Annotated in this window: 11 protein-coding genes; 3 read left to right on the forward strand and 8 right to left on the reverse strand. The window is 62.9% G+C overall.

Going from position 1 to position 15555, the window contains the following annotated elements; all coding sequences use genetic code 11:
• Positions 1-65 precede the first annotated feature (65 nt).
• On the reverse strand, positions 66-2282 hold the full coding sequence (locus tag BC1002_RS24840; protein WP_013092754.1) for a TonB-dependent receptor: 2217 nt from the start codon (positions 2280-2282) through the stop codon (positions 66-68).
• Between the two features lie 476 nt (positions 2283-2758).
• On the opposite strand from BC1002_RS24840, the gene BC1002_RS24845 reads away from it, so the two are divergent.
• Positions 2759-3754 carry an aldo/keto reductase gene (locus BC1002_RS24845; RefSeq protein WP_013092755.1) on the forward strand — a complete coding sequence of 332 codons (996 nt, stop codon included), beginning with the start codon at positions 2759-2761 and terminating at the stop codon, positions 3752-3754.
• Positions 3755-3802: 48 nt separating this feature from the next.
• Here BC1002_RS24845 and BC1002_RS24850 read toward each other — a convergent pair whose 3' ends face one another.
• Positions 3803-4369 (reverse strand): YbhB/YbcL family Raf kinase inhibitor-like protein, encoded by a 567-nt coding sequence (locus BC1002_RS24850; RefSeq protein WP_013092756.1) that lies wholly within the window; start codon positions 4367-4369, stop codon positions 3803-3805.
• Positions 4370-4545: 176 nt separating this feature from the next.
• On the opposite strand from BC1002_RS24850, the gene BC1002_RS39045 reads away from it, so the two are divergent.
• Both BC1002_RS39045 and BC1002_RS24855 read left to right on the forward strand, forming a co-directional pair.
• On the forward strand, positions 4546-4812 hold the full coding sequence (locus BC1002_RS39045; protein ID WP_013092757.1) for a hypothetical protein: 267 nt from the start codon (positions 4546-4548) through the stop codon (positions 4810-4812).
• Between the two features lie 228 nt (positions 4813-5040).
• Entirely contained in the window at positions 5041-5502 is a 462-nt protein-coding gene (locus BC1002_RS24855) for a type VI secretion system amidase immunity protein Tai4 (protein ID WP_013092758.1), read from the forward strand.
• A gap of 58 nt (positions 5503-5560) precedes the next feature.
• Here the strand turns inward: BC1002_RS24855 and BC1002_RS24860 are convergent, their stop codons facing one another.
• The 6 genes from BC1002_RS24860 to BC1002_RS24885 form a co-directional block, all read right to left on the reverse strand.
• Positions 5561-6385 carry an ROK family protein gene (locus BC1002_RS24860; RefSeq protein WP_013092759.1) on the reverse strand — a complete coding sequence of 275 codons (825 nt, stop codon included), beginning with the start codon at positions 6383-6385 and terminating at the stop codon, positions 5561-5563.
• Between the two features lie 62 nt (positions 6386-6447).
• Complete coding sequence (zwf, locus tag BC1002_RS24865) at positions 6448-8067, reverse strand: glucose-6-phosphate dehydrogenase (RefSeq protein ID WP_013092760.1); 1620 nt, start codon at positions 8065-8067, stop codon at positions 6448-6450.
• A 110-nt stretch (positions 8068-8177) separates the two neighbouring features.
• On the reverse strand, positions 8178-10949 hold the full coding sequence (locus BC1002_RS24870; protein ID WP_013092761.1) for an MGH1-like glycoside hydrolase domain-containing protein: 2772 nt from the start codon (positions 10947-10949) through the stop codon (positions 8178-8180).
• Positions 10950-11001: 52 nt separating this feature from the next.
• Positions 11002-12972: an amylo-alpha-1,6-glucosidase gene (locus tag BC1002_RS24875; protein ID WP_013092762.1), complete on the reverse strand. Its 1971-nt coding sequence runs from the start codon at positions 12970-12972 to the stop codon at positions 11002-11004.
• 212 nt (positions 12973-13184) lie between these two features.
• Positions 13185-14102 carry a dihydrodipicolinate synthase family protein gene (locus BC1002_RS24880; protein ID WP_013092763.1) on the reverse strand — a complete coding sequence of 306 codons (918 nt, stop codon included), beginning with the start codon at positions 14100-14102 and terminating at the stop codon, positions 13185-13187.
• Positions 14103-14426: 324 nt separating this feature from the next.
• Complete coding sequence (locus BC1002_RS24885) at positions 14427-15542, reverse strand: succinylglutamate desuccinylase/aspartoacylase family protein (RefSeq protein ID WP_013092764.1); 1116 nt, start codon at positions 15540-15542, stop codon at positions 14427-14429.
• Positions 15543-15555 lie beyond the last annotated feature (13 nt).

Raw genomic sequence — 15555 nt, forward strand, 5'->3', positions numbered from 1 at the left:
GTCGGCTTGCCGTTTGCAAAGCGGCAAGCCTAACGGATGCGCTTAGTGCGTCGCAAAAGCGCCCATCAAAAGCGGTAATCGAACGTCGCGAGCAACGTACGGCCGATGCCCGGCACCGAACGGCCGCCGTCCGACGGAATCAACGCGTCGTAGTAGTACTTGTTGGTCAGGTTCAGCAGGTTCAGGCGCACGTCGTACTTCTTCGCGTGATAGGCCGCGGTCGCGTCCCAACGCGTGTAGCCCGGCACTTTCACGAAGTTCGTATTCGATGCATAACGCGACGACATATAGATCGGACCGCCGCCGATTTCCCAGTGCGGCGTGATCGCGTACGTGGTCCAGAACGTCAGCGTGTTGCGCGGCGTGTTGGCCGGCGTGTGACCCTGCGTGCCGTCGGCCGCTTTCAGGATCGTCGCGTCCATGTATGTGTAGCCGCCGAAAATCTGCCACTTGTCGGTGATGTGGCCCACCACGCTCGCCTGGAAGCCGTCGACGCGAATGTCACCGGCCAGCTCGTATTCAGTCGGCGAAACCTGGGTGCGCGCGTTGTCCTTCTCCTGGCGGAACAACGCCGAGGTCAGCGAGATGTTGCCGCCGAACAGATCCCACTTGCCGCCGACTTCATACGACTTCGTCGACTCAGGCGCGAGGTTCTGCGTGCGATTCGTGACCGTCAGGTTTTCGAGCGACGGGTTGAACGACGTGCCGTACGACACGTAGTACGACTGCCAGTCGGTCGGTTGATAAATGACGCCCGCGCGCACGCTCGTGAAGTAGTTGGTCTGGCTCGCGTACGCCGGCGCGCTGACGGTGTTGTGGATACTGGCCGAGAAGCGATCCCAGCGCAGACCGCCGATCAGCTTCCAGTGCGGCGTCAGCGTGACCGTATCGTTCAGGTAGGCGGCGATTTCGTTGGCGCTCGAATCGGCGTAGTTGCCGACCGCCGTCGTCACGTTCGACGGCGTGCCCATGATCGGCGGATTGAGCATCGGCACGATCGGCAGGTTGTTGCGTGTGTACGCCTGGTTCGTATAGCTGTCGTGGCCCACTTCGACACCGGCGATCACGTCGTGCTTGATCGGCCCTGTGTCGAATTTGTATTCGACCATCGTGTCGTTGTAGACCGCGTGATTCTGGATCACGCGGTCATGACTCTGCAGCTTGATGAACAGCTGCGACGGCGACAGCGTCGTGAAGTTGCCGTTGCTGAGCGCCGGGCTCGACGCCAACGGACCTGTCAGCACCGCTTGCGGCGCGGTTTCGCGCGCATCGGTCATCGAGTGCGAGATCTGCGTCTGGTTCGTCAGCGTAAGGTCGTCGGAGAACTTGTGCTTGATCGCCCCGGTGAAGATCTGCACGTTCTGGATCGTGCGGTCGCTGGTCAAACCGTAGAACGTGTTTTTCGGCACCGGCGACGGGCGGCCGTTCAGCGCCTGGATGCCGTAGTCGGGCATGTCGTTGTTGCGCTGGATCAGCGCCGACAGCGTGATCTCGGTCGGCGTGCCGATACCGAAGCGCAGCTCCGGCGCGACGCCGAAGTCCTTGTTCTTCATCACATCGCGCGTCGAGCCGAGGCTTTGACCGAATGCGTTCAGGCGGATCGCCGAGGTGTCGGTGAGCTTGTGGTTCACGTCGACGGTGGAGCGATAGCGGTCATTGGTGCCGATCATGCCGGAAACTTCCGCCGAGTCCGTCAGGTTCGCCTTCTTGCTGACCTGGTTGATCACGCCGCCAGTCGAGCCGCGGCCGAACAGCATCGACGACGGACCATATAGCACTTCGAGCGCTTCGAGGTCGAACGTGTCGCGGTAGTACTGGTTGCGGTCGCGAAAGCCGTCCAGATAGATGTCGTTCTGCGCGGTGAAGCCGCGCAGGTTGATGTTGTTGCCGATCTGGCCGCCCTCGGCCGCGCCGATCGTCACGCCGGGTGCGTTGCGCAGCGCGTCCGTAAACGACGTCGCGCCCTGCGACGCGAGCAGATCGCGATTGATCACGGTGACGGTCTGGGGAATGTCGCGCAGCGCGGTCGGGGTCTTCGCGCCGACGGTCGCGCGCTCGGCCTGGAAGTCCTGCTGAACGGCCTGAGCCTGCACGCCGATGGTCGGCAGCGTCTGCGCGGCGGCCGGTGCGTTGTTCTGTGCGTTGGATTGTGCGTTCTGCGGCGCGCTGGAGGCGGCCGGTTGCGACGCGCTTTGCGGTGCGCTTTGCGCGAGCGCAGGCGTCGCGACAGGAATGGCAAAAGCGAGCGCTAGCGCTGTCGCCAGCGGCGTGTGATTGAGCATGGAAATCCCGTCAGAAATGCGTTTGTCGAATTCGCATCAATGACGTCGAATTCATGACAAAACCGCAAATGGCTGGCTGCCGCTCTCCGTTGTGTGAGATGGAGATGACGGGATGGCTGGCTAGGTTTAAATGAGAATCGCTATCATTTCACACGGATACGAAGGCATCAATCGCGACGTGCCTTACTTCGCGCAAGGGATTTGTTTTTATTTTTTACTATCGAAAGCTAGCCGTAAACACAGGGCCGTTATTCACGCAGATTTATTACTACTTGTAATTCTTTTCCTGCCAAAGGCTTATAAGTGAAGCGCTCAAGAGCCCATTCAGCCTTACGTGATTTCTTTCATTTAGATAACGTCTTATAGCGGCGGTCGCGCACATCGAACCGCAAGTACGTTTATCCTTTTTACAACACCGCACAACATTAAAGTCCCGCCCTTCCGGCAAACGCTTTCGTCCCCTCTGGAGTCGACTTATGCAATATCGCCAATTCGGCCGCACCGGCCTGACCGTTTCGCGCCTGTGTCTCGGCACCATGACTTTCGGCCTGCAAACCGACGAAGCCGCATCGCACCGCATCCTCGACATGGCCGCGGACGCGGGCGTCAATTTCATCGATACCGCAAACGTCTACCCGCTCGGCGCCGGCGAAGACCTGGCCGGACGCACCGAGGAAATCGTCGGACGCTGGCTGAAGGGCAAGCGCGAGCGCTTCATCGTCGCGACGAAGGCGGTCGGCAAGATGGGGCCCGCCGCGTGGGATCAGGGCGCATCGCGCAAACACCTGCTCGATGCGATCGATGCGTCCTTGCAGCGCCTCGGCACCGACTACGTCGACCTGTACCAGCTCCATTCCGACGACGCGAAAACCCCGCTCGACGAAACGCTCGAAGCACTCGATACGATCGTGCGCTCGGGCAAGGCCCGCTATATCGGCGTGTCGAACTTTCTTGCGTACCGGCTCGCGCGAGCTTTGGGACGCGCGGACGTGCTGCGCGTCGCGCGCTTCGTGTCGATTCAGCCGCGCTACAACCTGCTGTTTCGTCAGATCGAGCGTGAGCTGCTGCCGCTGGCCGCCGAGGAGCAGCTAGCCGTGATGCCGTATAACCCGCTTGCGGGCGGACTGCTGACGGGCAAGCACCAGCTCGATGCGAAGCCCGCCGAAGGGCGCTTCACCGAAAGCGTCGGCAAGGCTGGCGCGATGTATCAAGAGCGCTACTGGCACGAGCGCGAGTTCGACACGATCGAACGACTGAAGGCGATCGCCGCGCCGACCGGCGAGTCGTTGGCGAAGGTATCGCTTGCGTGGGTGCTCGCGAATCCGCTGATCACGTCTGCGATCATTGGGGCGAGCCGCGCGGAGCAGTTGAGCGATACGCTCGCGGCGGCCGGGTTCACGCTCGACGACGCCATCAAGACTCAGCTCGATGAAGCGAGCGTGCAGTATCGCTGGGGGGATGCGGCGCGCTGAGCACCCGCCCGGCAGATCAAGCGCGGCCTGGCGTTCGGCCGCACGTTTTCATCGTCCGTAGCGCAGCACGGTGCTCGTCGCGGCGAGCACGTGATCCTTGATCGCGGCGAGGAACGCGTCGCGCGTCAAGCCGGCCGACAACGCGTCGGGCGGCAGATCGAGCGCATAGACCTGCGCGACGTAGTGATGCGGCACATCGCCGACTGGCGGACACGGGCCGTAATAGCCGGGGCCGCCGGTGCGATTCGTGCCGGCGACGCTGCCCGCCGGCGCGGCTTCGCCCTCGGCGAGTCCGGTCGTACCCGGTGCGATGCCGTACACGATCCAGTGCACGATGCCGAGGCCTTTCGCGCCGTCGGGATCGAAGATCGTCACCGCGAAACTCTTCGTGCCGGCCGGCGCGTTATGCCATTGCAATGCTGGCGACACGTTGCCGCCGCCGCAGTTGTTCGCGCTCGCCGCGTGGCTCGCGTTGAGCGTGCCGCCGTCTGCCAGTCCTGGTGACGACACTGCGAAGGCCGGTGCCGCGTAGGCATGTGCGCTCGCGTAAGCGAGCAGCGCGCACGCGACAGTGGAGAGGAGGCGTGGCGCGAGGGCCAGGTGGATGCGACTCAAGGGGAGTCTCCGTTGAAGATCAATGCATCAACTATAGCGAGAATGTTGTTTTGAGATGGAAGAGGCGGCATATTGCGCATGGAGTTGCGCGAATCAAACAGATAGCTCGTAGGCTGAAACGGTCATCGGCAACCGCGCAACGACGATCTTACTGAAGCCGAAATCAAGGATAGTAAATGACTCGACCTCATTTCTCTGCTGCCTGGGCCGCTTCGCAGCGAATCTTCGAGCCTGCAAATTCAGGCGCCAAGGTTGCAAAAGTAATTGGCGGGTACGTTGAGAAGAACATCAATAACCCTGATCCAAATCAACGCTGGAACAATACCTGCGCAGTACGGATGAGTTACATCCTGAACCAAGCGGGTTTGGTTATTCCGAATCTTCCAGGACAGACAGTATCCGGAGCAGACAAGCGGCAGTATTTTTCCGCGTCAAAGATTTGAGTGCCTTCCTTCGGCAGCGGTGGGGAAAACTGAAGTTGTTAAGTATCCGCCATCCGGGGGCGGGATGCTTGCTGGTAGGAAGGGACTGATTCTTTTCGAGGTCTCAGGTTGGTCGGACGCTCAAGGACATGCGACACTGTTCGACGGCAGAACCTGTTACGACCACTGCTATTTCAATCAACCTGAGGCGAAGTATCACACTGACCGTGCGAACTTCTGGAGTTTGCCGTGAAGAAGGTTTTGGTTGGCATCCTAACGGCTTCTTCCCTCATCTTCGGTACGTCAGCTTGCTATGCGAAAGCGGACCAACGTGCGACTCCACAAGCTGGAGCGCGTTCTTATGCACAGAATTACAAAGACATGGTTCTGGCTACTTGTATCGCGAACGCCTACAAGAACGACAAAGATGCCGCTATAGATGCCGGAAGCAGCGTCAATGTATTGCGAGACTGGACTTACTATGACTTGGAGAAGGCTCCAGACGCGATCAAAGCCTTGGTGGACAGTTATTTGGCGCGAGATTATCAAAACCCGCTGGTCGAATCGGAAATTGAAGGTGTCCGATTCGACTTCCTGAAGTGCCTGGACCTGTATCACAGTAAGGAATTGGACGCACAGGTAAAGCGTTTGGTCATTAAGCCCAAGCGCACCTACAGGCAAGATAATCCGTTGCCAGCAAAACCGAAGTAACTATGAGCACTGTCCAGCGCCTAAGCGCTGGACATAGCAATGGCAGCAACCGCCCCCCTCACTTCGGCTCAAACCGCCCCGTCTTCTCCGTCGCCTCCGGATACTGCCGCGTCTCGCGCACCGACAGCGGATGCCACAATTTCGCGCCGCCTTCGATCCCCGCGTCGTTCGAAACGGTCGCCACGTTCGCCGGCAGCGCAAACTTGATGCGTGCCGCGTTGCCGCCGCCGATCCACAGCTTGTCGTAATTGACCAGCGACTCGAGAATGCCGATCACTTTCTCGACACGCCGGTTCCAACGCTTGTTGCCGACCTGCTCGCGCGCGGCCTCGCCGATGTATTCGTCGTACGCGACGCCCTTCTTGCTGACCGGATGATGCGCGAGCTCCAGGTGCGGCATCAACTCGCCATCGCGAAACATCGCAGTGCCGGCGCCGGTGCCGAGCGTCAGCACGAATTCGAGGCCGCGGCCTTCGATTGCCGCGAAGCCCTGCATCTCGGCGTCGTTGATCATCCGCACCGGCAGACCGCCCAGGCGCCGCGCGAGCGAATCCGCGAGCGCAATGTCGTGCCAGCCTTCGATGCCGAAATGCGGCGCGGTCAGAATGCGGTTATTGCGCACGACACCCGGAAAGCCGATCGAGATACAAACAGGCTGCACCTGCTCGATGAGCGGAGCCACGAGTTGCGCGAGCGCGTCCACCAATTGATCGGGCGTGCACGGATGCGGCGTCGCAACGCGCACGCGCTCGGTCTTCATCTGCCCGTTGGCGTCGATGATCGCGGCCTTCAGGCCGGTGCCGCCGACGTCGATCGCGAGGATATGCTCGCTGCCGCTTTTCGGCGCATTCCGTTTCACTGCGTTCTTGTTGCGTGTTGGCACGATGTGTCCCGATTGTGTGAGGCGGTTGTGATACGTGTCTGCGGGTTGGTTCAAAGCTGGCGCTACGCGTTGCGACTGGGCCCTTTCTGCTGCAACGGCCGCCATGCGTGGCCATCGCGCGCGAGCAGCGCGTCGGCTTCGGCCGGCCCGTCGCTGCCGGCCGCATAACCGTGCGCGCGCAGAGCGCCGCCGCTCTTCGGATGCAGCACGTCGTCGACCGCACACCAGGCCGTCTCGATGCCGTCGGCGCGCTGGAACAACGTCGCGTCGCCAAGCATGCAGTCGTACAGCAGCGTCTCGTACCCGACGTTCGCGCGCTCGTCGAAGAAGTCGCCATAGTTGAATGACGACTGCACCGCACCGACCTGCATCACCGGTCCCGGCGCCTTCACGTTGAAATCGAAACTCGAGCCGTGCTCGGGATCGATGCGCAACGTCAGCACGTTCGGCGTCAATGCGTCGACCGGCGTGTCGCGGAACAGGCGGAACGGCACCGGCTTCAACTGCACCGAAATTTCGGTGCGGCGCACCGAGAGCCGCTTGCCGGTACGCAGATAGAACGGCACGCCCGCCCAACGCCAGTTCTCGACGAACACACGCGCCGCCGCGTAGGTTTCCGTCGCGCTGCCGGGCGCAACGTCGGGCTCCTCGCGATAGCCAACACCGGCCGGCCCCTTTTCGTACTGGCCGAATACGACGTCGTCGGGCGTCAGCGGCTGGATTGCGTCGAACAGCTCGACCTTCTTGTCGCGCACGGCTTCGGCGTCGAATGAATTCGGCGGCTCCATCGCCACGATGCCGAGCAGTTGGAACAGATGGTTCGGCACCATGTCGCGAAACGCGCCGGTCTGCTCGTAGAATCTGCCGCGCCCTTCGACGCCGATCGTTTCCGCCGCCGTGATCTGCACGCAGTCGATGTACTCGCGCCGCCAGACCGGCTCGAACATCGCATTCGCGAAGCGCACCGCGAGGATGCTCTGCACGGTGTCCTTGCCGAGAAAATGATCGATGCGGTACACCTGCGATTCCCGCGCATACGACAGGATGTGCGCGTTCAGATCGCGCGCCGATGCGAGATCGGTGCCGAACGGCTTCTCGATCACCAGACGCCGAAAGCCGCCGTTCGCGCCGTCGTCTTCTTTCAGCAGGCCGGCTTTGCCGAGCCGCTCGGCGATCGGTTTGAAAAAGCGCGCGCCGACCGCGAGGTAGAAGATCACGTTGCCGCCCTTCGACTGATCGAGCTTCTGCTTCAGCTTCGCGAACGTGTCGTCGGATTCGAACTCGCCCGCCATGTATTCGAGGCGCTGCGCGACCCAGTTCCACGCGTTGTCGTCGAGCTTGCCGGCGTGGAAGGTGCTCGCCTTGTCGGCGGCGAATTTCTGCAGCGACGTATGCAGTTCGTCGCACCATTCGCGCGTTTCGCGCTCGCCGTGATTGACGCCGATGATCTTCATGCTGTCATCGAGCAGGCCATCGACCGAGAGGTTGTACAGGGCCGGCATCAACAGACGTTTGGTCAGATCGCCCCCCGCACCGAAAATCACGAGCGTGCACGGCGGCGCGGGCTTCTTGCCGGCCGGCGACGACAGCGTGCCGTATCGGTTCGAGCTGAGCTTGCAGCTCAAGGCGGACGTTGCGTTGGGTTGATCGGAAGAGGCGGAAGCGTTCGGTGTAGTCGACATGGGATTCACCCGGAACTTGGTAAGCCGATAGAACGAACGTGGCGATAGATGAAAGACCACGGGCGCTGCCGCACAGTTCAATCGCCTTCGCGCGCGAGCGCGCGGCGTGCTTACTTCGTCGTCGCGGCCGCGAGCGACGGCACCGGTTCTTTCACCGGAATCGGCGCGGGCGCCGGCGCCGGTTCCCCGGCAAGCGGCACGTTGCCCGAGGCCGCCATCGCGCGCGGCTGCAACAGCAACGCGACGAGCCCGGTCCAGCCGGTCTGATGCGAAGCCCCAACGCCACGACCGTTGTCGCCATGAAAATACTCGTGGAACAGGATCAGATCGTGCGAACGCGGGTCCGCCTGCAACAGCGGATAAGCGCCCATCACTGGCCGCTCGCCGTTCTTGTCCTTCAGGAACAGCGTGGTCGCGCGGCGCGCGAGTTCGTCGCCGATTTCGCTCAACGAGAACTTCTGGCCCGACCCGGTCGGATACTCAACGCGGAATTCATCGCCGTAATAGCGATGAAACTCGTACAGCGATTCGATCAGCAGATAGTTGACCGGCATCCACACCGGCCCGCGCCAGTTCGAATTGCCGCCGAACACACGGGTATCGGATTCGGCCGGCAGATACTTCACACAGAAGCTGTTGCCGTTGTGCTCGAACACGAACGGATGCTCGCGATGACAACGCGACAACGCCCGCACGCCGTGATCGGAAAGAAATTCGCTTTCGTCGAGCGCGCGCCGCAACAGCGCCTTCATCCGATGTCCGCGCAGCAGCGACAGTAGCAGCGCGTTGCCCTTGCCGGGCTCGTTCCAGCGCGACACCAGCTTCGCGAGATCGGGCCGATGCTCGAGGAACCATACGAGGCGCTCGCGCAAGCCCGGCAAGCCGCCATGCAAACGCTCTTCGAGCACATGCACAGCGAACAGCGGTATCAGTCCGACGATCGAGCGAACGCGCATCGGCATGTTGCTGCCATCGGGCAAGCGCAGCTTGTCGTAGAAGAATTCGTCCGCGCTGTCCCACAGGCCCGTGTCGCAGCCGTCGTCGCAACTGACCGCTTCCGCGATGTACAGGAAGTGCTCGAAGAACTTCACGCCGATATCGACGAACACGTGGTTCGCGTACGCGAGTTCGAGCGCGATCCGCATCAGGTCGAGCGCATACGCGGCCATCCAGGCGGTGCCGTCGGCCTGATCGATATGGCCGCCGGTCGGCAGCGGCGACGAGCGGTCGAAGATGCCGACGTTGTCGAGCCCGAGAAAACCGCCCTGAAAAATATTGTGGCCGTCGGCGTCCTTGCGGTTCACCCACCACGAGAAATTCAGCAGCAGCTTGTGAAACACGAGTTCCAGAAAATCGCGGTCCGCCTTGCCGGTCAGCGCGCGATCGATCTCGTACACGCGCCATGCGGCCCATGCATGGACAGGCGGGTTCGCGTCGCTCAACGCCCATTCGTAAGCGGGCAACTGGCCGTTCGGATGCTGATAGCGGTCCTTCACGAGCAACAGCAATTGCTTTTTCGCGAACGCCGGATCGATCAGCGCGAACGCGGCCGCATGAAATGCGAGGTCCCACGACGCGTACCACGGGTACTCCCACTTATCCGGCATCGATACGATGTCCGCATTGCACAGATGTCGCCAGTCCCTGTTGCGGCCCTGCTTGCGCGCGGCGGGCGGACTCGGCTGCAGCGGATCGCCGTCGAGCCAGCGTTGCACGTCGTACTGGTAGTACTGCTTCGACCACAGCATGCCGGCGAGCGCCTGACGTTGCACGAGGCGCGCATCGGGGTCGGTGATCTCATGCTGCAACGCGCCATAGAATTCGTCGGCTTCGGCGAGGCGGCGGGCGATCAACGCGTCGGCATCGAATGGCGCTTCATCGGTCGCCGATTGCGGGTGCCAGCGCAGATACACGACCGCGCGTCCGTGCGGTCCGAGTTCCAGCGGTGCATGCGCGGCGGCCTTGGTGCCCGCGTCGCGGCGGATCGCGTTCGCGTCGCCGTGCACGAGGTAATCGTTGAAGCCGTCCTTGAACGGGCCCGCGCCGTCCATGCCGAACAGCCGCTTCACGTTGGTGTCGTTCTCGCAGAACAGCCACGCGAGTTGCGGCGCGTCCTTCGACCACGCGGTCACGACGATCGGCTCATGCACATGATGATGGCCAAGCAGACGCACCGCGCCGTCATGGTCGGTACCGGCGACGAGCTTCGGTTTGTCCTTGTTCTCCTTCCACGACCACGAGTTGCGCGCCCAGATCTGCGGCAGCACATCGAGCGACGCCGCCTCGTCCGCGCGATTCTCGATCGTCACGCGCATCACGATGTCGTCGGGCGTGTGCTTCGCGTATTCGACGTGCACGTCGAAATAACGCAGATCGTCGAACACGCCGGTATCGAGCACTTCGTACTCCGGCATGTCGCCGCCGCGGCGCGCGTTTTCTTCGATCAGGTCCTGGTACGGATAGGCAGCATGCGGGTACTTGTACAGCATGCGCATGTAGGAGTGCGTGGGCGTGCCGTCGAGATAGAAGTACAACTCCTTCACGTCCTCGCCGTGATTGCCCTGCGAGTTCGTCAGGCCGAACAGGCGCTCCTTGATGATCGGGTCCTTGCGGTTCCACAGCGCAAGCGACACGCACCAGCTGAGCCGGTCGTCGCCGAACCCGGCGATGCCGTCTTCGCCCCAGCGGTAGGCGCGGCTGCGCGCATGGTCGTGCGGAAAGGAGTCCCACGCGGTGCCGTTCGCGCTGTAGTCCTCGCGCACCGTGCCCCACTGGCGCTCGCTCAGATACGGCCCCCAGCGCTGCCAGTGGCCGCATTCGGGCGAATGCAGCCGGGAACCTTCGATCGTGGCAAGCAGATTGGCAGCGCGCAGCGGTGGCATGAGGACGTCCTTGCAACAAGCCTGGCGGTAGGACCCAACATCGTAGCGCGGTTTACGCGCCGTCGCGCTCGAATCGGGCAAGCAGACTTTCAATACGCAGCAATTCGCCGAGCGACCATGCCTGGAACGGCGTGCCGGCGGGCGCGTGCGGCGCGTCGCCGTCGGCGATCTCGGACAGGTGGTCGAGGCCCGCGTGATCGAGATGCACGTACAGCGGGGCGAGAAAACGCGTCCTCACCTGCGCGAGATTCGTGGCGCTTGCGCCATTCACTCGCAGCCACGCTTCGACGAACGGGCCGATCAGCCACACCCACACGGTCCCCTGATGATAGGCGCCGTCGCGTTCGAGCTGCGCGCCGCCGTAGTGGCCGCGATAGGCCGGATCGGACGGCGCGAGCGAGCGCAGGCCGAGCGGCGTCAGCAATTGCGCTTCGACCTGAGCCACCACCGCGCCCGCCGCCGCGCCTTCCAGCAGCGGAAACGGCAGGCCACCGACCGCGAAGATCTGGTTCGGCCGGATCGAGCGGTCGATCGTGCCCGGCGCATGATCGACGTCGACGTTATCGAACAGCGTCTGCGTATCCGGATCGACGAAACGCCGGCGAAATGCGAGCGCCGCGCGCTCGGCAGCCTGCCGCCACTGCGGGTTCCATGCCGATGCGATTCGCAGCGCGTTGATCCAGAGCGCCTGCACTTCGACCGGCTTGCCGATGCGCGGTGTGACGATCCAGTCGCCGACTTTCGCGTCCATCCACGTCAGTTGCACGCCGGGGATGCCGGCGCGCAGCAGACCGTCGTCGGGACAGCAGCCGATGTTGAAGCGCGTGCCGTTCGTGTAGCCGGTCAGGATCGTTTCCGCGGCTTGCTGCAGGTGCTCGCGCGTCTGCGCGCTTGCATGCGGCGTCGCCAGATAGTCGTGAACCGCGACGATGAACCATAGCGACGCATCGACCGAGTTGTATTCGGGCAAGTCGCCGTAGTCGGGAAAGCGGTTCGGCAGCATGCCGTCGGACAGCGCGCCCGACCATTCGAGCAGGATCGCTTCGGCGTCGTCGAGACGGTTCGATGCGATCAGCAGGCCGCGCATCGCGATGAAGGTGTCGCGGCCCCAGTCGGTGAACCACGGAAAGCCCGCGAGAATCGTGCGGCCCTCGTTGCGCGTGACGACGTAGGCGTCGGCCGAGCGTTGCAGGCGCGAGCCGAGTGCGGCGCGGCGTTGTTGTTCGCTGTCGGCGAGTTGGGCGGCGTGGGCGGTGGTTTGGGGATTGTCGTTGGTGCTTGGGGTGACGGCCGCGCTCGATGCACTCAGAATCATCACCGCTTCGCCCTGGGCGAGATCGAAGCTGAACACGCCGGGCGCCGCGAGGTCTTCGTTGCAATCGAGACCGCGCTCCTGCTCGCGCACGTAGCAGAAGTTGCGATACCAATCGGGCGCATGCGAATAGGTGCCGTTGGTCGCCGCCCGCACGACCGGCAGTCCGCCATATGGTTGCCAGCTCGCGCACGATTGATCGGCGCTGACCTGCGCGCCGAAGTTGAAAGCCGGATTCTCGTGATGCAGCGCGTGATAATCGCGGCCCGACAACAGCGGTCTGACCTTCAGCACCGGCGCATCGAGTTCGCCGCCTTCGAGCCGCCAGCGCAAAACCGTTTCGAACTTCGCTTTGCTGACGAACACGTCGGCGATCATCGCAGTACGCGTATCGAGTTGAACGCGCCAGGTCGGCCACGGCGCGGTATCGAAACAGAGCAGGTTGCCGCGCAGATCCGGATAGATCACGTCAGGCCCATAGCGTTGCATGGTCAACGGGAAGCGCTCGCCGCCCGCCTCGACCCACGCCTCGATGCCGTTGACCAGCACCATGCGCCCGCCCGGCGCGCGCGTCGCGGCAAGCAGCAGCGCATGGTAGCGGCGCGTGCGCAACATACCGACCGTGCCCGACGCAAAGCCGCCGAAGCCGTCGGCTTCGAGCCATTCGTCTTCGAGCTGCGAGATGTCGATGGGTGAATCGATGCGAGTCATTGAATCGTGCTCACGCGCGAACCGTAATGCAGCAAACATAGCGCAGATGGCAGTGCCATGAGCATCGAGCTTCCCACTACTTTCCATTTTCCTTCGATCAACCGACGATTAGCTCGCAACTGATCGGCAAGAGCAACGTGTCACCGACAACGAAACACACCAACGTCGCGTCAGCCTACCAGGCGGACAAGATGCCGATGCCTTTCAGGCGGTCAAAGACCAACATCCGGCAGCATCGGACGCGTAGCGAGCGCCTTCGCGACGATATCTTTGACTTCGGCAAGCGTATCGCCTTGCAATGCAAGGCGCGGCGGACGCGTAACGGCGCTGCCGCGGCCGAGCAATTCCTCGCACAGCTTGATGCATTGCACGAGGTCGGGGCGCGCGTCGAGGTGCAACAGCGGCATGAACCAGCTATACAGCGCGAGCGCCTCGTCGAAACGCTTCTGGGTGGCGAGGCGAAACAGCGTCTCGCCTTCCTTCGGGAACGCGTTGGACATCCCCGACACCCACCCTTCCGCACCGACCGCGATGCTTTCGACCACCACGTCGTCGAGGCCGGCGAACAGCACGAAGCGGTCGCCCACCGCGTTGCGCAGATCGATGAAGCGCCGCGTATCGCCCGACGAATCCTTGAAGCAGACGATGTTCTCGCAGTCCTGCAGCGCGATCAGCACGTCCGGCGTCACGTCGTTCTTGTAGATCGGCGGGTTGTTGTAGATCATCACCGGCAGGTCGGTGCTGGTCGCGACCGAGCGGAAATGCGCGGCGGTTTCGTGCGGCTTCGCGGAATAGACGAGCGCCGGCATCACCATCACGCCGTCCACGCCGACTCGCGCCGCTTCACGCACCGTCTGCCGCGCGAACTCGGTCGTGAACTCGGCGACGCCCGCGACGACGGGCACCTGGCCACCGGACGCGTCGCGCGCGGCCTCGATCACCTGCAGCTTTTCCGACGTGCTCAGCGAAGTGTTTTCGCCGACCGTGCCGCAGACCACCATACCCGACACGCCGTCCTTGACGAGATTGCTGACCACGCGGTGCGTCCCGTCGATGTCGAGCGAGAAATCCGGCTTGAACTGGGTGCTGACGGCGGGAAACACCCCGCTCCATTGGATAGCCTTGCTCACTTTGTCCGTCTCCTTCAAAAAGCCGGCCGCGCCGACACACGTAGAGTATGACGACGAGTATCGGCCTTTGTCCGCAAGCGGGCTTGGGCTTTTTCGCGGCTGAAAGAGATTAAATCCGCACAATCGGCGAGACGGGGAATGGCCGCGTCGGGTCGCGCCATTCAACTTCACGGCAACGCGGCAGCGGCGCATGAGAGGGCCGTCGCGCGAGGCATTGACTCGGACCTGGGTGCCGAGTCCGGCATAGCGGCACCCGATGCGTCGTGGCTCGTGCCACCGGCGCGGAGGCGGTGCGACGAAGAGCGCGGGCCCTCCGTCAATCGATCAGGCGCCCAGCAACACGCCAGTTCTGATCGGCCGCGTGCCGGTCACGCGTCCGAGCGGCGCACCGGTCGTCACGAAGCGGATCGCGCGCCGCATATAAAGCACCCCTTCGGTCTGACTGACGATCGTGGTCGTCTCGTCGGTCAGCGGATCGACGATATCGAACAGCGGCTGGCCGACGCGGATCGTGTCGCCGATCTTCGCGCGGTGCACGAGAATCCCGCTTACCGGCGCATAGAACTGCTCGCTGCCCGCGAGCGGCGTCGCCGGCGACAGCAGCGGCGGCAACGGCCTGGCCTCACCGCGAATCGCACCGCGCCACACCAGATAGTCGACGAGCGCGTCGGCATCCCGCTGCGCGACTTCGTACGACACGTCGCGCTGGCCGCGGCATTCGACCGTCACCGCGATCGTGCCGGTCGGCACCGGCTTGCTCGCCGGCAGCTGCTGCTGCAACGTCCACCACAGCAAGCTATGCGTTTCGTCGAACGCGCCGCCGCCCGAATCCGTCGCGAGCAACGAGGCCTCGGCGCCGAGGTAGCGCGACAGCGGCTCGAACTCGGCCCACGCAGCCTCGCTCGTGTACACATGCATCGCCGCTTCGAGCGAGCAATGCAGATCGATCACGATGTCCGCGTCGTATGACAGTTTCAGCAGCGCCAGTTGCAGCGAATCGAATTCGGTCAGCGGCTTCTGTTGCGCGAGTTCGGCCGCGAGCAGTGCGCGCACGATGCGGCGGTTCTCGTTCGCGTCGGCGCCGAGCGCCTCTTTCGCATCCGCGACGAGCTTCGTGAACTGCACGAAATGCCGGTTGAAGTTCTTGCCGCTGCCGAGATCGAAGCGGCCGACGAACTGACCGAGCACGTATTGACTAAGCCCGACCGGATTCGACACCGGCACGAGCACGATTTCCGCATTCAGTGCGCCGGCCTGCTCGAGTTCCAGCAAACGCCGTTTCAGCAGCACCGTGGTCAGCATCGACGGCGTTTCGTCGGCATGCAGCGACGCCTGGATATAAATCTTCTGCCCGCTGTTGGCCGGGCCGAAATGAAACGACACCAGCTCGCGGTGCGTGCCGATAGCCGGCGACAGAAGCGGAATCGATTGCCTGTTCATGAATGGAAAGCCG

Source organism: Paraburkholderia atlantica (assembly GCF_000092885.1).
In the GTDB taxonomy this organism is placed as follows: domain Bacteria; phylum Pseudomonadota; class Gammaproteobacteria; order Burkholderiales; family Burkholderiaceae; genus Paraburkholderia; species Paraburkholderia atlantica.

What these genes read in the sequence shown, in the direction of transcription:
- BC1002_RS39045 (WP_013092757.1), top strand. Translation starts at nt 4,546, where the DNA reads ATGACTCGACCTCATTTCTCTGCTGCCTGGGCCGCTTCGCAGCGAATC.
- BC1002_RS24840 (WP_013092754.1), bottom strand. Translation starts at nt 2,282, where the DNA reads ATGCTCAATCACACGCCGCTGGCGACAGCGCTAGCGCTCGCTTTTGCC.
- BC1002_RS24870 (WP_013092761.1), bottom strand. Translation starts at nt 10,949, where the DNA reads ATGCCACCGCTGCGCGCTGCCAATCTGCTTGCCACGATCGAAGGTTCC.
- zwf (WP_013092760.1), bottom strand. Translation starts at nt 8,067, where the DNA reads ATGTCGACTACACCGAACGCTTCCGCCTCTTCCGATCAACCCAACGCA.
- BC1002_RS24845 (WP_013092755.1), top strand. Translation starts at nt 2,759, where the DNA reads ATGCAATATCGCCAATTCGGCCGCACCGGCCTGACCGTTTCGCGCCTG.
- BC1002_RS24885 (WP_013092764.1), bottom strand. Translation starts at nt 15,542, where the DNA reads ATGAACAGGCAATCGATTCCGCTTCTGTCGCCGGCTATCGGCACGCAC.
- BC1002_RS24875 (WP_013092762.1), bottom strand. Translation starts at nt 12,972, where the DNA reads ATGACTCGCATCGATTCACCCATCGACATCTCGCAGCTCGAAGACGAA.